A 15,777-nucleotide genomic window follows, 5' to 3' on the forward strand; every position below is an offset into this window, starting at 1 on the left:
CGATGACGAACGGACCCACATCATCGATGCGCAAGTCGCTTTTCGTCATGCTGATCGCGGCAGCGGCGGGTTCGCTTGCGGCGTGCTCGACGCTGCCGGCCTACACGAAGCCCGACGTTGCCGTGCCGGCACACTATGCGGGTGCTTCGGCCACGCCTGCACCGACCCATGGCTGGTCGGTCGCCGCGCCCGCCGACACCGCGCCGCGCGGCCCATGGTGGAGCGCCTTCGACGACGCGGAGTTGAACAGCCTCGAAGCGCGTGTCGACGTGTCGAACCAGACCGTGAAGCAGGCGGTCGCGCAATTGCAGCAGGCGCGCGCGATGGTCGCGTATCAGCGCGCCGGGTTCTTTCCGACGGTTACGGCCGGGGCTTCGGCACTGCGTTACCGCACGTCGCAGAACGTCAAGCACACGTCGCGCGCCGGTGTGACGGAACCCGACTACCTGGTCGGCCTGAACGCAAGCTGGGAACCGGACCTGTTCGGCCGCGTACGCGACGCGACGGTCGGCGCGCGCGACGAGGCGCAGGCGACGCAAGGGGACCTCGACGCGGTGCGTCTATCGATCAGCGCGGATCTCGCCGCCGACTATTTCGATCTGCGCGCGCTCGATATCCAGAAGAAGCTGCTCGATGACACCGTAACCGCCTATGCCGCTGCGTTGAAGATTATCGAGCAGCAGTTCCAGAAGGGCGTGGTCGATGCGTCGGCGGTGGCGCAGGCGCAGACGCAACTCGAAAGCACGCGCACCCAGGACACCGACATCGACGTGCAGCGCGCGCAATTGCAGCACGCGATCGCGACGTTGATCGGCGAGCCGGCGTCGACCTTCACGATTGCGCCGGACACGGCCGCGGTGCCGGTTCCCGCCATTCCGCCCGGCTTGCCGTCGCAGTTGCTGGAGCGCCGGCCGGATATCGCGGCGGCGGAGCGGCGCGTCGCCGAGGCGAATGCGCAGATCGGCGAAGCGCGCGCCGCCTACTATCCGAACCTCACCTTGTCGGCGAGCGCGGGTCTCGAAAGCACGTTCTTCGCGCCCTGGCTGACTGCGCCGAGCCTGTTCTGGTCGCTCGGCTCGCAGATCGCGGGCACGCTGATCGACGGCGGCCGTCGGGATGCGGCGCTGCAAGGCGCGCATGCGCAGTACGACGGCGTGGTCGCCGGTTATCGGCAGACGGTGCTGGTCGCGTTCCAGCAGGTCGAGGACCAGCTGTCCGCGTTGAACACGCTCGCGAGCGAAGCGCAAAGCCAGCAGCGCGCAGCGAGCGCAGCCGAGCGCTCGCTGCAACTGACGACGAACCGTTTCAATGCGGGCGCGGTCAGCTATCTCGACGTCGTGACCGCGCAGACGATTGCGCTTACCAACGAGCGCACCGTCGACCAGATCGACGCACGCCGTATCGACGCCAGCGTGCAGTTGCTCAAATCACTGGGAGGCGGATGGGATCGCGCGGTGCTGACTTCCGCGGAAAACGCAAAATGAAACGCGTGCTGGCGTCGTCGCTTTCCGCATACGCGTGGCCGCCGTGCAGTTCCATGATGGTGCGCACGATCGCGAGTCCCAGACCGGTCGACGCGGGGCCGGCCGGCGCATGGTGGCGCGCCGGATCCGCGCGATAGAAGCGGTCGAACACGCGCTCGAGCCTCGTGGGATCGATATGCGAGCCCTGATTCGCGACCGTGACCCGCAGACTGTCGGCGCTCTCTTCGGCGCGCAGCTCGATTTCGCGTCCGCGCGGCGTATGCCGTATCGCATTCGCCAGCAGGTTCGACACCGCGCGGCGAAACAGCTCCGCGTCCGCGCGGATTTCGCCGCCGCCGGTGACGCGCACCTGCACGCCCGCATCGTCGGCGATGCCTTCGAAGTAGTCGGCGACCCGCGCGAGCTCTTCATGGACATCAAGCGCTTTCATGCGTGTGACAAACTGCGGATGTTCGGCGCGCGCCAGAAACAGCACGCTTTCGATCATCCGCGAGATGCGCTCGCATTCCTCGAGATTCGATTCGAGCACCGCCCGGTATTCGTCGGCGCTGCGCGGCCGCGCGAGCGCGACTTCGGTCGAGCCGCGCAGGTTGGCGAGCGGCGTGCGCATATCGTGCGCGAGGTCGGCGGTGTATTGCGACATTCGCTGAAAGCCGCCGGCGAGCCGCTCGAGCATGGCGTTGAGCGATGCGATGACCGACGCGAGTTCGCGCGGCGCGTTGTCGATTTCCATCCGCGCATGCAGACGGTCGACCGTGACGCCTGCCGCATGCGCGGCAAGCTGGCGCAGCGGCCGCAGCGATTCGTGCACCAGCATCCAGCTCATCAGGAACGCGAGCAGCATGCCGCCGAAGCCGGCGCCGTACAGACGGTCGCGATAGTGATCGAGCAGCAGCCAGCGGTCGGTCATATCGCGGGCGATGACGATCGTCACGGCGCTGCCGTCGGCAAGCGACGCGTCGGCGGCCAGACCCCGCACCGGCATGCCCGAGCCGCGTTGTGCCTCGACAATCGCGCGACCGGTGATGCGCGCGGACGGCGCGACCCGCTGCGTGGCCACCAGCGGCTCGACCAGCGACGTCGTATCGTCTGCCGTGTTGTGGCTGAACAGCGGGTTGCCGTTGGCGTCGCGCACATCCATCGACAGCGTCGCGTTGCCCAGCACCTGACTCGTGAGACGGTCCGCGTGCGCGCGCACGTCGGCGAACGATTGCAGCTCGTTGGCGAGGCGGCGGGTATGGCGCGCCGCGAGCACGATTTCGCTGTCGTCCTGCAGCGTCACCTGGCGTTCGAGCGCGAAGTAGAGCACGCTGCCGGCCAGCGCGAATACCGCGATTGTCGTGCCCGCGAACGCGAGGGCGAGCGTCGTGGTCAGCGAGCGGCTGGCCATCAGTCGGACTCTTTGCAGTCGATCACGTAGCCGACACCGCGCACGGTCTGGATCAGCTTGACGTCGTAGCCGTCGTCGATCTTCGCGCGCAGCCGTCGGATCGCGACTTCGACGACGTTCGTGTCGCTGTCGAAGTTCATGTCCCATACGTAAGATGCGATCTGCGTGCGGCTCAGCACTTCGCCCTGACGGCGTGCGAGCAACTGCAGCAACGAGAATTCGCGCGGCGTGAGTTCGATGCGGTTGCCGCCGCGCTTGACGCGGCGCCGGTTCACGTCGATCTCGAGGTCGCCCACTTTCAGCAACTCGCTTTCGCGCGGCGGGCCGCGTCGCGCGAGCGTGCGCACGCGCGCCAGCAGTTCGACGAACGCAAACGGCTTGACGAGGTAATCGTCGCCGCCGAGTTCGAGGCCGCGCACGCGGTCATCGACGTCGTCGCGCGCGGTCAGGAAGAGCACCGGCGTGGCGCGCGTGGCACGCAACGTCTTCAGCACGGCCCAGCCGTCCATGGTCGGCAGCATCACATCGAGCACGATCACGTCGTATTCTTCCTGCTGCGCGAGAATCAGACCATCGGCGCCGTCGGCCGCGACATCGACGCTGTAGCCGGATTCCTCCAGCCCCTTCTTCAGATAGGCGCCCGTCTTGGGCTCGTCTTCGACGACCAGAATCCGCATGTGGGTACCTTGCAAAGCGCTGAACGGTTGTCTTGAACGCGGCGGGTTCGTATCGCTGCCCGCGTGCGGATGAGAGGCACGGCGGCGCGATGCGAGCGCGGTGAATGGTCCATTTTAACGGAGCGTGGGCGCGGGACGTGCCCACGCTTGTGCGGTGGTTTGTGCGGTGGGCTTGTGCGGTGGCTGTGCGGGTGGCTGTACGGTGGCGTGCGGGTGCCCGCGCGGTGCGTCGCGCTTTCTCGCAATAATGCGCGCTCTGGCGGGTGCTTGTGCTTTTAGGGTGCTTTTTGCTGGGTCTGCGTCTGCGCTTGGGCTTGGGCGTGCAATTGCAGGCGCGTTTCTGGCTGCGATTTCAAATGTGCGCCTGGCTGCGCGTTCAAGGGGGCTTCGTGCAGCATTTGCTTCCGGCGTTTACGGTGTGCGGCTACCTTCGCGCGATTGCCGCACAGCGCCATGCTGCACCATCTGCGGCTATGGCCGCGCGTGTGATCGGCGAACAGCATCGTGCATTGCAGACCCTCGCATGCTTTTACCTGCGAAAAATCTTCGCCGCAGATCAGCTTCGCGAGCGTGTCGGCGATCGGCAGCAGCAGCGCTTCCGCCGAGCGCCAACGACGTTGCGCCTGAAGTTCGAACACCGCGCCTTCGCCGTGACCGTGAACGACAATCTCCGCGAAGGCATCGTCCTGTTCCAGTAACCGCCTCAACGGCTCGATTTCGACCAGCGCCTTCGGCGTCAACGGCCGCCCCTTGTGCCGACGCACGAATTGTCTGAACCATTCGCGCAAGCTCCGCGCCTGCGCTGCGACCGCGTCCAGTTCGCCGGGCAGCGCGCTTGCATGAAACGTATCCAGTACCGGCCGCGGCACCAGCGATGCCCGCTCGAGCCACGTCAGCAGCCCCTCACCGCTGTCGAGCCAGTCGATTTCGACGTCCACCGGCGTGGCGATCGAGTTCAGGAAATCGAGGCCCGGCGCATCGGCGATGAACATCGGCGGAATCGGGGGACGGTTCATGGAGCAACCCTCGGCAGTCACGGTATGAGTCGATAGAGTAACCCCATTGATGGTATTTGAAAAGTTACGTTTATAACGCGTAGTCCTGATGCGATGCGCGTCGATGCGTCGTCTGCTGGGGCTGTGACCTCGAACTGCGTTGTGGCGCGGCCGAAAATCGTCACTCAGCGGGTGTTATTTGGCCGAGAGATGACTGCGTGTGTTGGGCTTCGACCGGCTTCGCGAAGCGTATTGCATCATGGAGGCGGGTCAGGCGCGCGTAATGAGGGAGCTTGGGAACGCGACACGGATCAAGCACATTTCACCTGCGCGAGGTTCACCTGCGCACGATGCGCATGCGGCCGGGCGGTTCGAAATGCGTGCCGAACCGCACAAGTCCGCTCCTGCGCAAATGACAGATCATCTCGAAGCTCACAAGGACGCCCGGATCGTCGTTGTCGATGATCGCGATGTCGAGCGTGCGGATACGCGGTTCGTACTTTAACAGCGTCGTTTCCATCTGCTGCTTCAGCCTGTGCGCGGATGCGGGAAGTGCCTTGTAAATGTTCGTCAAATCAGGCAGCCCGTAGTCGGGCAGATGCTTGAGCGCACCGGCGCGTGTGTTCAGAATACGCCGCATGTTTTGCTGCACGCTCATGCATTCGAGCGTGCGGTCGTCGTACGCATCGAGCGGCTCGCCGCCGATATGCGCGAGCAGGATGTCATAGAGAGACGGGCCGGCGGGCATAGGTCTGCTTGGGTTTGGGTTTGGGTTTGGGTTTGGGTTTGCGTTGGGTTTGCACCGGTTTGCGTCGACGCGCAGGTTCGTGGCTGCGTTTGTCAAGTGGTGAGATCGGCGGCGGCTCGCGTGTCGCGACGGGCGGCGTCCGGCTCGACAAAGTCGATGACGAGACCGTCCGCTGGCGACCCCGAAAGCCGGATTTCCGCGGGCGCGGCGCCCGTCGCCATACGCGCGAGCAGTTCGCGCGGCACCGCGGGCAAAATCCGCAGATTAAGAAAGGCGTCGACGCCGCGTGCGCCGGAGTCGCGCTCGATGCACATTTGCGAGAGCGAGTCGATCAGCGTGTCGTCGCATGTGAAACGCACATCGTGCTGCCGGCGTGCGCGGCCGCCGGGCTGGCACGAGCGGCCGGGACCGGGTTCAGGCGGTCATGATCATGCGGTCATGAGCGCTCGTTCCACGTATCCTTGTGGATGATGTTGCCGTCCTTGTAAGACCACGTGATCGTCTCATAGCGCAGTTCGACGTCTTCGAGATGATTGTGCTTCTCATAGTCCGGATTCTTGATGTCGAGCATCTTCGGCTTCACCGCGACAACCTTCACGTTGTCGAGCTTCGTGTTGAAGTACTCCTTTTCCTTACCGGCGTCGTCGATCCTGTACCACTTGATCTCGACGGCCTTCAGCGTCTGGCCGCTCGTGACCGCCTTGTACAGATACGGCGTCGACGCGTCCGTTTCCTTCGTCAGCGCGATCGGCTTGTGCACGCGCGTGCCGGTGAGCTTGCCGGTGTTGCCGTCGGTCGGAATATGCACGCCGTGATCGAACGCGACGAGTTCGACGCTGCCCTCACGACCTTGCACGGTCACCGAACCTTTGATGTCGGCGCCGCCATCGTCCTTGAGCCACATATAAGCCGGAATTGCCATGTTTCACTCCCTTTCATCAACTTGCTTCGTACTGCACCAATCGCCCGGAGCCGGGGCTCCGGGATTCCCAATTCCCGGAGCGGGGCGCTTCGGGAACCAAACCGGATTCATAGGCGGAGCCCGCTAACGGGCTGCGTCGGATACGAGCGTGATGTCGACACGCCGGTTTCTTGCACGCCCTTCAGGCGTGTCGTTGTTCGCGATCGGCCGCGTGTCGCCGTAACCCTGAATCGCAAATCGTGTGGCTGACATGCCCGACGCGTCGATCAACCAGTCGCGCACCGCGGCGGCGCGCGCGAGCGACAGCTTCAGGTTGCTGTCCGGATTGCCGAGCGCATCGGTGTAGCCCGCGACCAGAATCCGCTTGCCGGGGTTTGACTTGATCATGTCGAGTGCGCTGATCATCGCGCGTGTCGAGCCGGGCTTCAGTTGCGCGCTACCGCTGTCGAACAGCGACATACTGTCGAGCGTGACGACCGTAGGCGGTGCAGTCGGCGGCTGCCAGCTTGCGATCGCATCGTTCAGGAGCGGCAGCAACTGCGTACCGCGATACATACCGAACGACAACTGCAGCGGGACACCGAGGCGGGCGAAACGGTCGAGCCGGTCGCGATCGGCAACGAGAACCAGCAACGCGTCGCGTCTGGCTGTGTCGTGCGCCGCCGGGATCCTTGCGTAACGAGCGAGATCTGCGCCGATACGATCGATCATGTGCGCGTTGTTTGAGGCGGCGCCCCAAAAGGCGACCGCCGCTGCACATGCTGCAAGCGCGAGCATATGTGCGAGTGCGGAAAGCCGTGGCGATATGTACGGCCGTCGCGGCATCGCCTCGATCAGCGGCTGAGGCAAAGGCCACGGTGACGGCGACGCGGACACGGCTACCGGCGCGACTGAGGTGTGTGATTCGACATCGCGCTCCCACGGCTTGCCTGCGCCGGTTGCAGGACCGCAATCGATCCATCCGACGCCGTACGGCGGACACGATCTCGACGGCTGGCGGCGGTCCGTCAGCGTGCCGAGCACTATGCGCCGCGTCCAGTTGACCAGCGATGCGAGTGCGGCGGCGCGCGCGGCGCAGACACATGCGGCGCGTGTTTGACACGCTTCTGCTTCGGCAGCCTGGATGATGGATTCGAAGGGCTCACCGGCAGGGACCGTCGCGTGCCACTGCGATGTGTCGACAGGAAGCATCTGCGGTGCGAACGGCTTGCTCGATGACACGCCGTACCACTGCGGCGCCGCGATATCGATCGCGCTGCTCGCCGACTGCGCCGCGGATCCGGACGCGCTCGCAATACTTCTCTCAACTGCTACGAAACGGTTCCTTGCGGAAGCGCTGCGCTGGTAGACGGCAATGTAGGCCGGTAGGCGCGCGCCGAGCATGCGCGACGCGTCCGACAATGCTTCGCGTATGGTGCGCAGTTGCTGAACCAGCATGTCGACGCCCGAATGCAGCGCCGGCGCGATGGACAGCACGATGCCGTCCGGCGCTCGACCGTCGCGCCACTGCCGGACCGCGACCGAAAGCCTCGGCAGGTCGCGATGCCGGTCGGCACGCAACCAGACCGCACCGTCGCCGACGTGCGCGAAGCGCGCCTCGCCGTCGCGATCGAACAGTTCCGGCAAGCCATCCCCGACGACGAGGACAAGCGGCATACGCGTTCGCAGCTGTACGGGGATATGCGCTGCTGCCGAGCCGAGCGCCTGAAGTACGTGTGCGTTCCCGGTGCGGGCCAACGCAAGCCGGCGGGTGCGCAGCCGCACGAACCCGAGTGCAAGCAGGCCGATCGCGCCAGTTGCGACGGACGCCGTTGCACGACTGCATGGCAAGACAAGCCAGAGGACGGCGAGCGCAAGCACCGCCGCGAAGAGAACAACGGTGCGAAACGGATAACCGAGGCCTGCTTGCGCGTGGTCATAGTGTGCCGAGGCATTCGACGGATGCGTGCTCGCATCGCTGCACACTGCCGCGGATGCGTGACGGGCGGCGCCTTCGATATGTGCCGTTTCGATGCGGACGTGTTCTGACGACGCCGGCTCGACACGGATAGTCCCGGACGTCGCGGACACGCGTGGCGCGGATTTGGCGGTGGTGAATCTCACGGTCGTACCGCCTGCGCTACAAGATGGGCCAGTTTCGCGTCGAGCGTCGCGTCCCATGCGAGCCATACGATGACGGCCGCCACACCCGCAAGGCCCGCGACGGCCCAAGGCGACAGCCTATAGAGCCAATCGGTCGACCGGCGGTCGGGCCGGTCGATAACAAATGCCTGGTATTGCTCGGGGCGGAGCGACTCCAATTGTGTGTTGAGCCGGGCGATCAAAGCCGTACGCCGGGGTTCGCCGCGCGTGCCGGACGAATTCGGTTGCGCAGACGCATACCGGCCGACGAACCCTAACGCCAGGATGCTGGCGTAGCACTCGAGCAGGTCGACATTCGGCGACGCCTCGCGCATGCGAAACTCGAGCCGCTCGAACACACGTTCGCCGGCATCGTGCCGGCCGGTTCGCTCGATCTGCAGTGGCTGCGCATCCCAACGCGAGCGATGATCGCCGGACAGATGGCGCAATGCCGTTTCATCGAGCAGCCCACATTGCGCAACCTGTGCGTCCTCGCGCACGTCCTCTGGATAGCCGAGATGATGGAGCGCAGCCGCGAAGTCGTCGATCAGTTGCTCGCAGGATTGACGCAGCTTGTCGAACTCCAAAGCGGTACCGCCGGTCGCGATCAGCGTGACGTGGAGTGCGGTGTCGCGCAGCAGGCTACGCATGCTGCACGGCGAGGACACGGGACGTGTGCAGGGCGAGCGGTCCATCAAACCGGACGGGTGGCAGGCGAAGTCGAAAAAATTCATGAGCGCAGCACCGCGTGGAGTTGAAGCGTTGCGTCAGCAATCGACACGGGCAGATAAATCTGGCAGGCGTGCGCGGCGAGCATGCGGGCATGCGCGGGATGGTCGGCGTCCAGTGCGAAATAGTGGTTGTCGAGACGCACCGGAATGGCAGACGGTACACGTTGCACCGGCTTGAGTGGAATGCCGGCCAGCGCCGAGTTGACGATGTGTTCGACGTCGTCGGGCGCGCCGATCTTGCAAAGCCGCGGGAACTGCTCGACGAGCTCGAAAGGCGGCAGCGACGAGCGGATGGACAGATACCAGTCCGCCGTATTCGTGGCGATACGTTCGTCGTGGAAGTGCCCAATCCATGTCGTCGCGCTCTTGTGTGTCAACGCAATCGGCACGACGCGCGACGGGATGATGGCATCGAGCAACGCGCGAATTTTCGCTTCGAGGCTGGCAAAGACTTCATCGGCCCGGACGTGGTCGTAGGGCGGAATATCGGTGAGCTGCGCGCCGGTCGAGAATGTCATCAGTACGCTGGCAAGGTGCGCGAGCACAGCGTAGAGCCGCTCCGGCGGTTGCCCCGGATGTGACGCGAGGAAACGCAGCTGTGGCCAGGCTGCATGAACGCAGTGCAACAGCCAGAAGAGCTGCACATCGGCAATACCGTACTCGGTGATCTGCTCGATGCGTTCACCGCGCCGCGCGCCGAGCGCGGCACTCTTCGTGAGCAGAATGTCGGCAAGACGGTTGATCCGCTCGATATGCAGGGAATGGCTGGCCAACGTCAGACAGGGCGGCACATACCGGTGATCCAGCCGGAATTGCCCGCCAGCCGAGCGGGTAAGGCGGGCGAACGCACACACCGTGTCGTCCGCGCACGGCTCGAAATCGAAAAGCAGGCGCACCGCGTAACGTTGGGCGGCAATCTCCGCTTCGCCTGCGCCGTTCTGGTCGGTTACACGAACGAATTCGCGGAACGCTCGACGCGGCCGCGCGAGCGAGGTTTCGTCGAAACGGCAGTTGTTGCCGTTCGCATCCGGCAGCGCCAGCGCCGCGAACACCACGACGTTTTGCAGATCGGCCGGCAATCCTTGCATGAGATCACGAGCAGGCGGCAGCGCGTCGGCGACGGTAGTGTCGAACGGCGTGCCGTCCGGAAAGCGCAGTTGCAGGCGCGTGAGTTTGAGGCGCCCCCCGGCAAGCGCTTCTTCGTCGATCTCGACGCCAAGCGTACCCCACGGCTCGACGAGAGCCGCCGAGGTGAACTGGCGCAGCGAGAACTCAGCCCATCGTTCCTGTTGCTGGAAATGCTGCTGCGTGAGGATCAGGCCTTCGTGCCAAAGCGGTTTATCGATCCGCATGGGTGTGATGTCAGTCGGTTGGTCGGTTAGTGAGTCGCGATGAATTAAATCGCAATCAGGTAATACGAAAAAATACTGAGACTCCGGCTCGATAAGTGAAGATAAGCCAGTGTCGAAGTATTTTTATCTATTGGAGAGAGCGGAGTGTACGTGATGTATCAATCAATGGCAAATATTTATTATTTGATTTTAAGGTATTTTAAGATATTAAGAAAATGTTAAGTATTGGCGGGTGATTTAATGATTTTAATGGAGATATTTCTCATGAAAACCGCCTATTAACACGTTGGGATATGAGAAAAGAGCGGGATCACTTAAGACAAAATTTGCAAAGATTTGTCAAACCGACATTGCGGGATATTGCTTTGCACTCTCTTTATGCGAATATAGGCACTCGAACAAATGTGAAAAGACCGTGCTTATCAATTTAAGCAGGGGCGTGTGCGTTATCCTGGACAGAACCCGATTTATAAATTGGACGGGTTCTGCGGGAATTTATTATCTGAATAAACTGAAAAGGACACGGATGGACAGCTTCCAGCGCGAAATTCCGAAGAGTCGCGTTTCGATTACGTTGGACCTGCATACGGGTGGCGCCCAGAAGAAGGTCGAGTTGCCGCTGAAGCTGCTGGTTGCCGGCGACTTCAGCGCGGGACGCGAACAGGCGCCGCTTGCCGAGCGCAAGAAAGTCAACATCGACAGGAACAACTTCGATGCGGTGTTGGCCGACCATGCGCCCGACCTCAAGCTCGACGCACAAAATGCCCTCGCGGTTGAAGGCGGCGAATTGCCGGTCAACCTCGCGTTCCGGTCGATGAAGGACTTCGAGCCCGAGCAGGTCGCGCGGCAGATTCCCGAACTGCAGGCACTGCTCGCAATACGCAATCTGCTGCGCGATCTGAAATCGAACCTGCTCGACAACGGCACGTTCCGTCGCGAGTTCGAGAAGGTCCTGAAGGACAGGCACCTGTCTGACAGGCTGCGCAGCGAACTGGCGCAGATTGGAAGTTCGGCGATCCAGCAGGAGGGGCATGCGTAAGCGAAGTTCGCCGAAACCGGCGCTTAGCGCATTCCGCAATTACGTAGCGATACAAACGCAGGCAGACAACGAGATGAAACAACAGCACGAATTCCGCCACGAGGCTACCGAAACCCGCGTCCTCGACGCGCCGGCCGACGCGTCATTCGACGCGAGCGACAGCCTGTATGCGTCGCTGTGCAGCAAGATCAATCTGAAGCCGGTCACGCAGGCGCGTCCGCTCGAGGCATTCCGCGACAACGACATGCTTTCCGAAGCATCGGCCGACGAACGGATCGCGCGAGGCATGAGCGCGTTCCTCGAACTGGTCAGCGGTGCAAGTCATCCGGTCGACCGTCTGGACAAGTCGTTGCTCGATTTTCACATCGGCCAGATTGACCGCAAGATCAGCCTTCAACTGGACGCGGTCATGCATCATCCGGCGTTCCAGGCGCTCGAAGCGCGCTGGCGCGGACTGAAAATGCTCGTGTCGCGCACGGACTTTCGCAAGAACGCCAGGATCGAAGTGCTGGACGTATCGAAGGACGCGCTGATGCGCGATTTCGAAGACACGCCGGAGATCATCCAGAGCGGTCTGTATCGCCTCACATACATCGACGAGTACGACACGCCCGGTGGCCAGCCGGTCAGCGCGATGATCACCGATTTCGAATTCGCGAATTCGCCTCAAGATGTCGCGCTGCTGCGGAACATTTCGAAGGTCGCGGCGGCGGCGCATATGCCGTTTATCGGCTCGGTGGGAGCAGCGTTCTTCGGCAAGCGGACGATGGAAGAAGTGGCGTCGATCCAGGACATCGGCAACTATTTCGATCGCGCGGAATACATCAAGTGGAAGAGCTTCCGCGATACAGACGATGCCCGTTATGTCGGTCTGACGATGCCACGGGTACTGGGGCGCTTGCCGTATGGCAAGGATACGACGCCGGTGCGCGCGTTCAATTACGAGGAAGCGGTCAAAGGCCCCGATCACGACCGCTATCTGTGGGTCAACGCATCGTTTGCGTTTGCGGCGAACATGGTTCGCAGCTTTGTGAACAACGGCTGGTGCGTGCAGATTCGCGGTCCGCAAGCGGGCGGGAAGGTGGAGGACTTGCCGGTGCATCTGTACGACCTCGGCACGGGCGCGCAGCCCAAGATACCGACGGAAGTGCTGATTCCGGAAACGCGCGAGTTCGAATTCGCAAATCTCGGGTTTATCCCGCTGTCGTTCTACAAGAACCATGATTTCGCGTGCTTCTTCTCAGCCAACTCGGCACAAAAGCCTGCGCCGTACGAGACGAAGGAGGCGACGGCGAACAGCCGCATCAACGCACGGCTCCCATACATCTTTTTGCTGTCGCGCATCGCGCACTACCTGAAGCTGATCCAGCGCGAAAACATCGGCACGACCAAGGACCGGCGTCTGCTGGAACTCGAACTGAACAACTGGATCAAGGGGCTCGTTACCGAGATGAAGGATCCGGGTGACGAGTTGCAGGCATCGCATCCGCTGCGCGAAGCCACGGTGACGGTCGAAGACATCGAAGACAACCCGGGCTTCTTCCGCATCAAGCTATTTATCGTGCCGCACTTCCAGGTCGAAGGGATGGACATCGGTTTGTCACTGGTATCGCAGATGCCGAAGGCCAAAAACTGATCGGCAGATCAACCGCGTGAACGGTTGGCGCGCGATGCGCCGCAGCGCTCCAACCGCACGTGTCCATGCGCCGTTTCAACGTTGATGGAGAGAGGTCGAAGATGTCGATGGTCCTACCGTCGCAGGCTTATGAGCTGAAGCTGGCGCCGCATCCGGCGCCGTTCTCGGTTGTCAGATTCGCAGCGCGCGATGCGCTTTGCGAGCTGTATCGCTATGAGATCGAGTTGACGAGCGAAATGGCCGGCATCCGGATGGATCAGGTGCTCGGCAGGCCGGCGAAATTCATCATCGACCCGATCGATCCCGATATGGCTCACCTGCGTCAGATGTTTGGAGAAAACGCGGAGCAGTTCAGCAACAAGCCACCGGCTCGGACTGTGCACGGCATCGTGACGCAGTTCGACGAACTCGAGACGTCTGCGGACGAAACGCGCTATAGGGCCGTGCTTGAACCGACGCTTGCAGACCTGAATCGTGGTGCAACGAGCCGATTGTTTCAGCAGCAGTCGGTTGAGGAAATCATCACCGATACGCTGCGGCATTTCGGTTACCGCGCGGGCGTGGATTTCGAGTTCAGGCTGCGCGGCGAGTACAAGCGGCACGAATACATCACACAGTACCGCGAGACGACGTTCGCGTTTATCCGGCGAATGGCGGCGCAAGAGGGCATCTGGTTCCGTTGGGAACAGAAAAAGGATCGCGCGGTTGTCGTGTTTGGCGATGATCTGGATGCGTACGCGCGGAATCAGCGTGTCGTGCCGCTGCGACGTGATGCCGGCCTGGAGAGTGTGGGTGCCGAGGCGGTGAAGTCGCTGAAGCGGCATATGCGGCGGGTGCTGGAAGCGGTGCGCTTGCATGACTACGACCACCGTCAGGCGGATGTGTCGCTGCTTGTGGACCAGAACGCGGCACGTGACGATACGACGACGAACGCAATCGACTATCGCTGGGGGGAGCATTACAAGACGCGCGAAGAGGGCCAGCGCATTGCGTTGTTGCGTCATCAGGCTCATCTGGCGCAGCAGATCACGTTTTCGGGCACGGGTAATCCGTTCGCGCTCGAGGCCGGCGAGGTGATGCGGCTAGAACACAACCCGGCGGACGCGCCGCACGGGTTATTCATCACGTCCGTCGAGTCCTGCGGCGGACGCGGCGAATCGTATTGGGTCAGATTCCAGGCGATTCCTTCGGATCGCGTCTGGCGACCGAAAGTCGATTGGACACCGCGCCCGTCGATTACCGGAATTTTGCCGGCGCGCGTGACTTCGCCAGGGAACTACAAATACGCGTATCTGACCGAGCAGGGCCACTACGTCGTCAAGCTCCCGTTCGACCTGGATGAATGGAGCCCTGGAGGCACGAGCCGTCCGGTGCGGCTTGCGAAGCCTTATAGCGGCGACAACTACGGACATCACTTTCCGCTGGTCGACGGCGCGGAGGTGGCGCTGATCTTTACGGACGGGAATCCGGATCGGCCGGTCATTGTCGGTGCAATGCACGATAGCGAGCATCCGGACCTGGTCAATAACCTGAATCATACTCGCAATCGCCTCGTGTCAGCCGCAGGCAATGCGTTGGAGATGGAGGACGGAGAAGGCAACGAGCACGCTAGTCTGAGAACGCCGTTTCAGGCGAGTGCGCTCACACTTGGTCATATGGTCGAAGCCGATCGGAACAAGCGAGGCGAGGGCGCGGAACTGCGCACTGATGGCCATTCGGTCCTGCGCGCTGCGATGGGCGTGCTGATCAGTTCGGAAGCGCAACCCGGCGGCACGGGTCCCCAACTCGCGATGCCAGGCGCGGACTTCACGCTCGAGCAGGCTCAGGAGATTCTGCGTTCGGTCAACGAGGCCGCGAATGCGGCGAATGCGTTGCAGGCAGAAGTGGAAAAGCAACGCCTGTTCATCGAGCAGAAACTGACTAGGCTGCAGAAACCGGTCATCGTCGCGAGTGCTCCGGAGGGCATAGGGATTGCCAGCGGCGAAAACGTGCAGGTCGCTGCACGCAAGCAGATGTTCGTTACGGCAGGCGAAGGGCTCGACATCGGAGTGATGAGGCGGATCACGATGGCCGCCGGCGACGCGCTTTCCTTTTTTGCCGCGAGACTAGGCATTCGGCTTTTTGCTGCCAGGGGCAAGGTGCAGATTCAGGCCCAGGGTGATGCGATGGAGTTGATGTCGAAACTGGACATGATGTTGAGTTCGTCGGATGGCGAACTGAAGATCATCGGCGAGAATGGCGTCACCGTTGGCGACGGCGCGGGTGCCTACATAAAGTTGGAGAACGGCAAGATCATTCTTGGCAGTCCTGTTGGGGAAATTGAGCTTAGAGGGGGTTTCACGGTTATCGGCCCGGATGGGGGCAACTTCAAGTTTCCGACATGGGGTAGCGAGACGCTGAAGGACGCGAAAAGCGGAACGAACTTCGGATTTTCCGAGTGAGGCGGCCCATGACGATCAAACCAGCGCCGAAGAAGTCGCCGCAGACGCCTCAGCAGCAAGCCAAAGCTCGGTTAGAGCCGTTGCAGTTTGCTTTTCCCATTCTGCGCAAAGGACAAGGCAAAGCAGAGGCATCTTCGCGGTTCACCGACGAACATGAAATCTACCGTCTGCTGGCCGCGCATGAGGCATCGGGCGCGTATCTGGTCAGCGCCCGGGGCATGTGGCACGGCGGCATCCATAT

The 15,777-nt window shown here is 62.4% G+C and carries 14 protein-coding genes; 5 read left to right on the forward strand and 9 right to left on the reverse strand.

All coding sequences use genetic code 11. The features are described 5' to 3' along the window. The first annotated feature begins 2 nt into the window (after positions 1 to 2). On the forward strand, positions 3 to 1,484 hold the full coding sequence (locus tag HV675_RS28065) for an efflux transporter outer membrane subunit (RefSeq protein ID WP_175114723.1): 1,482 nt from the start codon (positions 3 to 5) through the stop codon (positions 1,482 to 1,484). Here HV675_RS28065 and HV675_RS28070 read toward each other — a convergent pair. From HV675_RS28070 to tssK, 9 genes are all read right to left on the reverse strand, one after another. Beyond that, positions 1,423 to 2,874 (reverse strand): heavy metal sensor histidine kinase, encoded by a 1,452-nt coding sequence (locus HV675_RS28070; protein ID WP_175114724.1) that lies wholly within the window; start codon positions 2,872 to 2,874, stop codon positions 1,423 to 1,425. The genes HV675_RS28065 and HV675_RS28070 overlap by 62 nt on opposite strands. Then, the gene (locus tag HV675_RS28075; protein ID WP_175114725.1) at positions 2,874 to 3,551 is read right to left on the reverse strand and encodes a heavy metal response regulator transcription factor; all 678 of its coding nucleotides are present in this window, start codon (positions 3,549 to 3,551) and stop codon (positions 2,874 to 2,876) included. The genes HV675_RS28070 and HV675_RS28075 overlap by 1 nt, the downstream gene beginning before the upstream one ends. A 275-nt stretch (positions 3,552 to 3,826) precedes the next feature. Continuing rightward, the gene (locus HV675_RS28080; protein WP_175114726.1) at positions 3,827 to 4,567 is read right to left on the reverse strand and encodes a CGNR zinc finger domain-containing protein; all 741 of its coding nucleotides are present in this window, start codon (positions 4,565 to 4,567) and stop codon (positions 3,827 to 3,829) included. A 316-nt stretch (positions 4,568 to 4,883) separates the two neighbouring features. Next, positions 4,884 to 5,294: a type VI secretion system baseplate subunit TssE gene (tssE, locus tag HV675_RS28085; RefSeq protein WP_175114727.1), complete on the reverse strand. Its 411-nt coding sequence runs from the start codon at positions 5,292 to 5,294 to the stop codon at positions 4,884 to 4,886. Positions 5,295 to 5,386: 92 nt separating this feature from the next. Then, positions 5,387 to 5,653, reverse strand: a complete 267-nt coding sequence (locus tag HV675_RS28090) for a hypothetical protein (protein WP_175114728.1) — start codon at positions 5,651 to 5,653, stop codon at positions 5,387 to 5,389. Between the two features lie 77 nt (positions 5,654 to 5,730). Continuing rightward, positions 5,731 to 6,216 (reverse strand): Hcp family type VI secretion system effector, encoded by a 486-nt coding sequence (locus HV675_RS28095; RefSeq protein ID WP_175114729.1) that lies wholly within the window; start codon positions 6,214 to 6,216, stop codon positions 5,731 to 5,733. A gap of 123 nt (positions 6,217 to 6,339) precedes the next feature. Beyond that, positions 6,340 to 8,181 carry an OmpA family protein gene (locus HV675_RS28100; protein WP_377700550.1) on the reverse strand — a complete coding sequence of 614 codons (1,842 nt, stop codon included), beginning with the start codon at positions 8,179 to 8,181 and terminating at the stop codon, positions 6,340 to 6,342. A 134-nt stretch (positions 8,182 to 8,315) separates the two neighbouring features. Continuing rightward, positions 8,316 to 8,987, reverse strand: coding sequence for a DotU family type IV/VI secretion system protein (locus tag HV675_RS28105; protein WP_175114731.1), 672 nt, complete (start codon positions 8,985 to 8,987; stop codon positions 8,316 to 8,318). 80 nt (positions 8,988 to 9,067) lie between these two features. Next, on the reverse strand, positions 9,068 to 10,420 hold the full coding sequence (tssK, locus tag HV675_RS28110; RefSeq protein WP_175114732.1) for a type VI secretion system baseplate subunit TssK: 1,353 nt from the start codon (positions 10,418 to 10,420) through the stop codon (positions 9,068 to 9,070). Between the two features lie 526 nt (positions 10,421 to 10,946). Between tssK and tssB the strand changes: the two genes are divergently transcribed. The 4 genes from tssB to HV675_RS28130 form a co-directional block, all read left to right on the forward strand. Next, positions 10,947 to 11,459, forward strand: a complete 513-nt coding sequence (gene tssB / locus HV675_RS28115; protein WP_175114733.1) for a type VI secretion system contractile sheath small subunit — start codon at positions 10,947 to 10,949, stop codon at positions 11,457 to 11,459. Positions 11,460 to 11,532: 73 nt separating this feature from the next. Next, a complete protein-coding gene (gene tssC, locus HV675_RS28120) occupies positions 11,533 to 13,095 on the forward strand; it encodes a type VI secretion system contractile sheath large subunit (protein WP_175114734.1) in 1,563 nt (520 codons plus the stop codon). A gap of 101 nt (positions 13,096 to 13,196) precedes the next feature. Further along, positions 13,197 to 15,536, forward strand: a complete 2,340-nt coding sequence (locus HV675_RS28125; RefSeq protein ID WP_175114735.1) for a type VI secretion system Vgr family protein — start codon at positions 13,197 to 13,199, stop codon at positions 15,534 to 15,536. Positions 15,537 to 15,544: 8 nt separating this feature from the next. Then, a partial coding sequence (locus tag HV675_RS28130; protein WP_175114736.1) for a hypothetical protein occupies positions 15,545 to 15,777 on the forward strand: 233 nt, incomplete at its 3' end.

Origin of the sequence: Paraburkholderia solisilvae (assembly GCF_902859875.1) — a bacterium.
Taxonomy (GTDB): Bacteria; Pseudomonadota; Gammaproteobacteria; order Burkholderiales; family Burkholderiaceae; genus Paraburkholderia; species Paraburkholderia solisilvae.

Bases quoted from the DNA above. Each gene is read 5' to 3' on its own strand.
- tssC (WP_175114734.1), top strand. From the start codon at position 11,533: ATGAAACAACAGCACGAATTCCGCCACGAGGCTACCGAAACCCGCGTC.
- tssE (WP_175114727.1), bottom strand. From the start codon at position 5,294: ATGCCCGCCGGCCCGTCTCTCTATGACATCCTGCTCGCGCATATCGGC.
- HV675_RS28070 (WP_175114724.1), bottom strand. From the start codon at position 2,874: ATGGCCAGCCGCTCGCTGACCACGACGCTCGCCCTCGCGTTCGCGGGC.
- HV675_RS28080 (WP_175114726.1), bottom strand. From the start codon at position 4,567: ATGAACCGTCCCCCGATTCCGCCGATGTTCATCGCCGATGCGCCGGGC.
- HV675_RS28065 (WP_175114723.1), top strand. From the start codon at position 3: ATGACGAACGGACCCACATCATCGATGCGCAAGTCGCTTTTCGTCATG.
- tssK (WP_175114732.1), bottom strand. From the start codon at position 10,420: ATGCGGATCGATAAACCGCTTTGGCACGAAGGCCTGATCCTCACGCAG.
- HV675_RS28125 (WP_175114735.1), top strand. From the start codon at position 13,197: ATGTCGATGGTCCTACCGTCGCAGGCTTATGAGCTGAAGCTGGCGCCG.
- tssB (WP_175114733.1), top strand. From the start codon at position 10,947: ATGGACAGCTTCCAGCGCGAAATTCCGAAGAGTCGCGTTTCGATTACG.
- HV675_RS28075 (WP_175114725.1), bottom strand. From the start codon at position 3,551: ATGCGGATTCTGGTCGTCGAAGACGAGCCCAAGACGGGCGCCTATCTG.
- HV675_RS28105 (WP_175114731.1), bottom strand. From the start codon at position 8,987: ATGCGTAGCCTGCTGCGCGACACCGCACTCCACGTCACGCTGATCGCG.
- HV675_RS28095 (WP_175114729.1), bottom strand. From the start codon at position 6,216: ATGGCAATTCCGGCTTATATGTGGCTCAAGGACGATGGCGGCGCCGAC.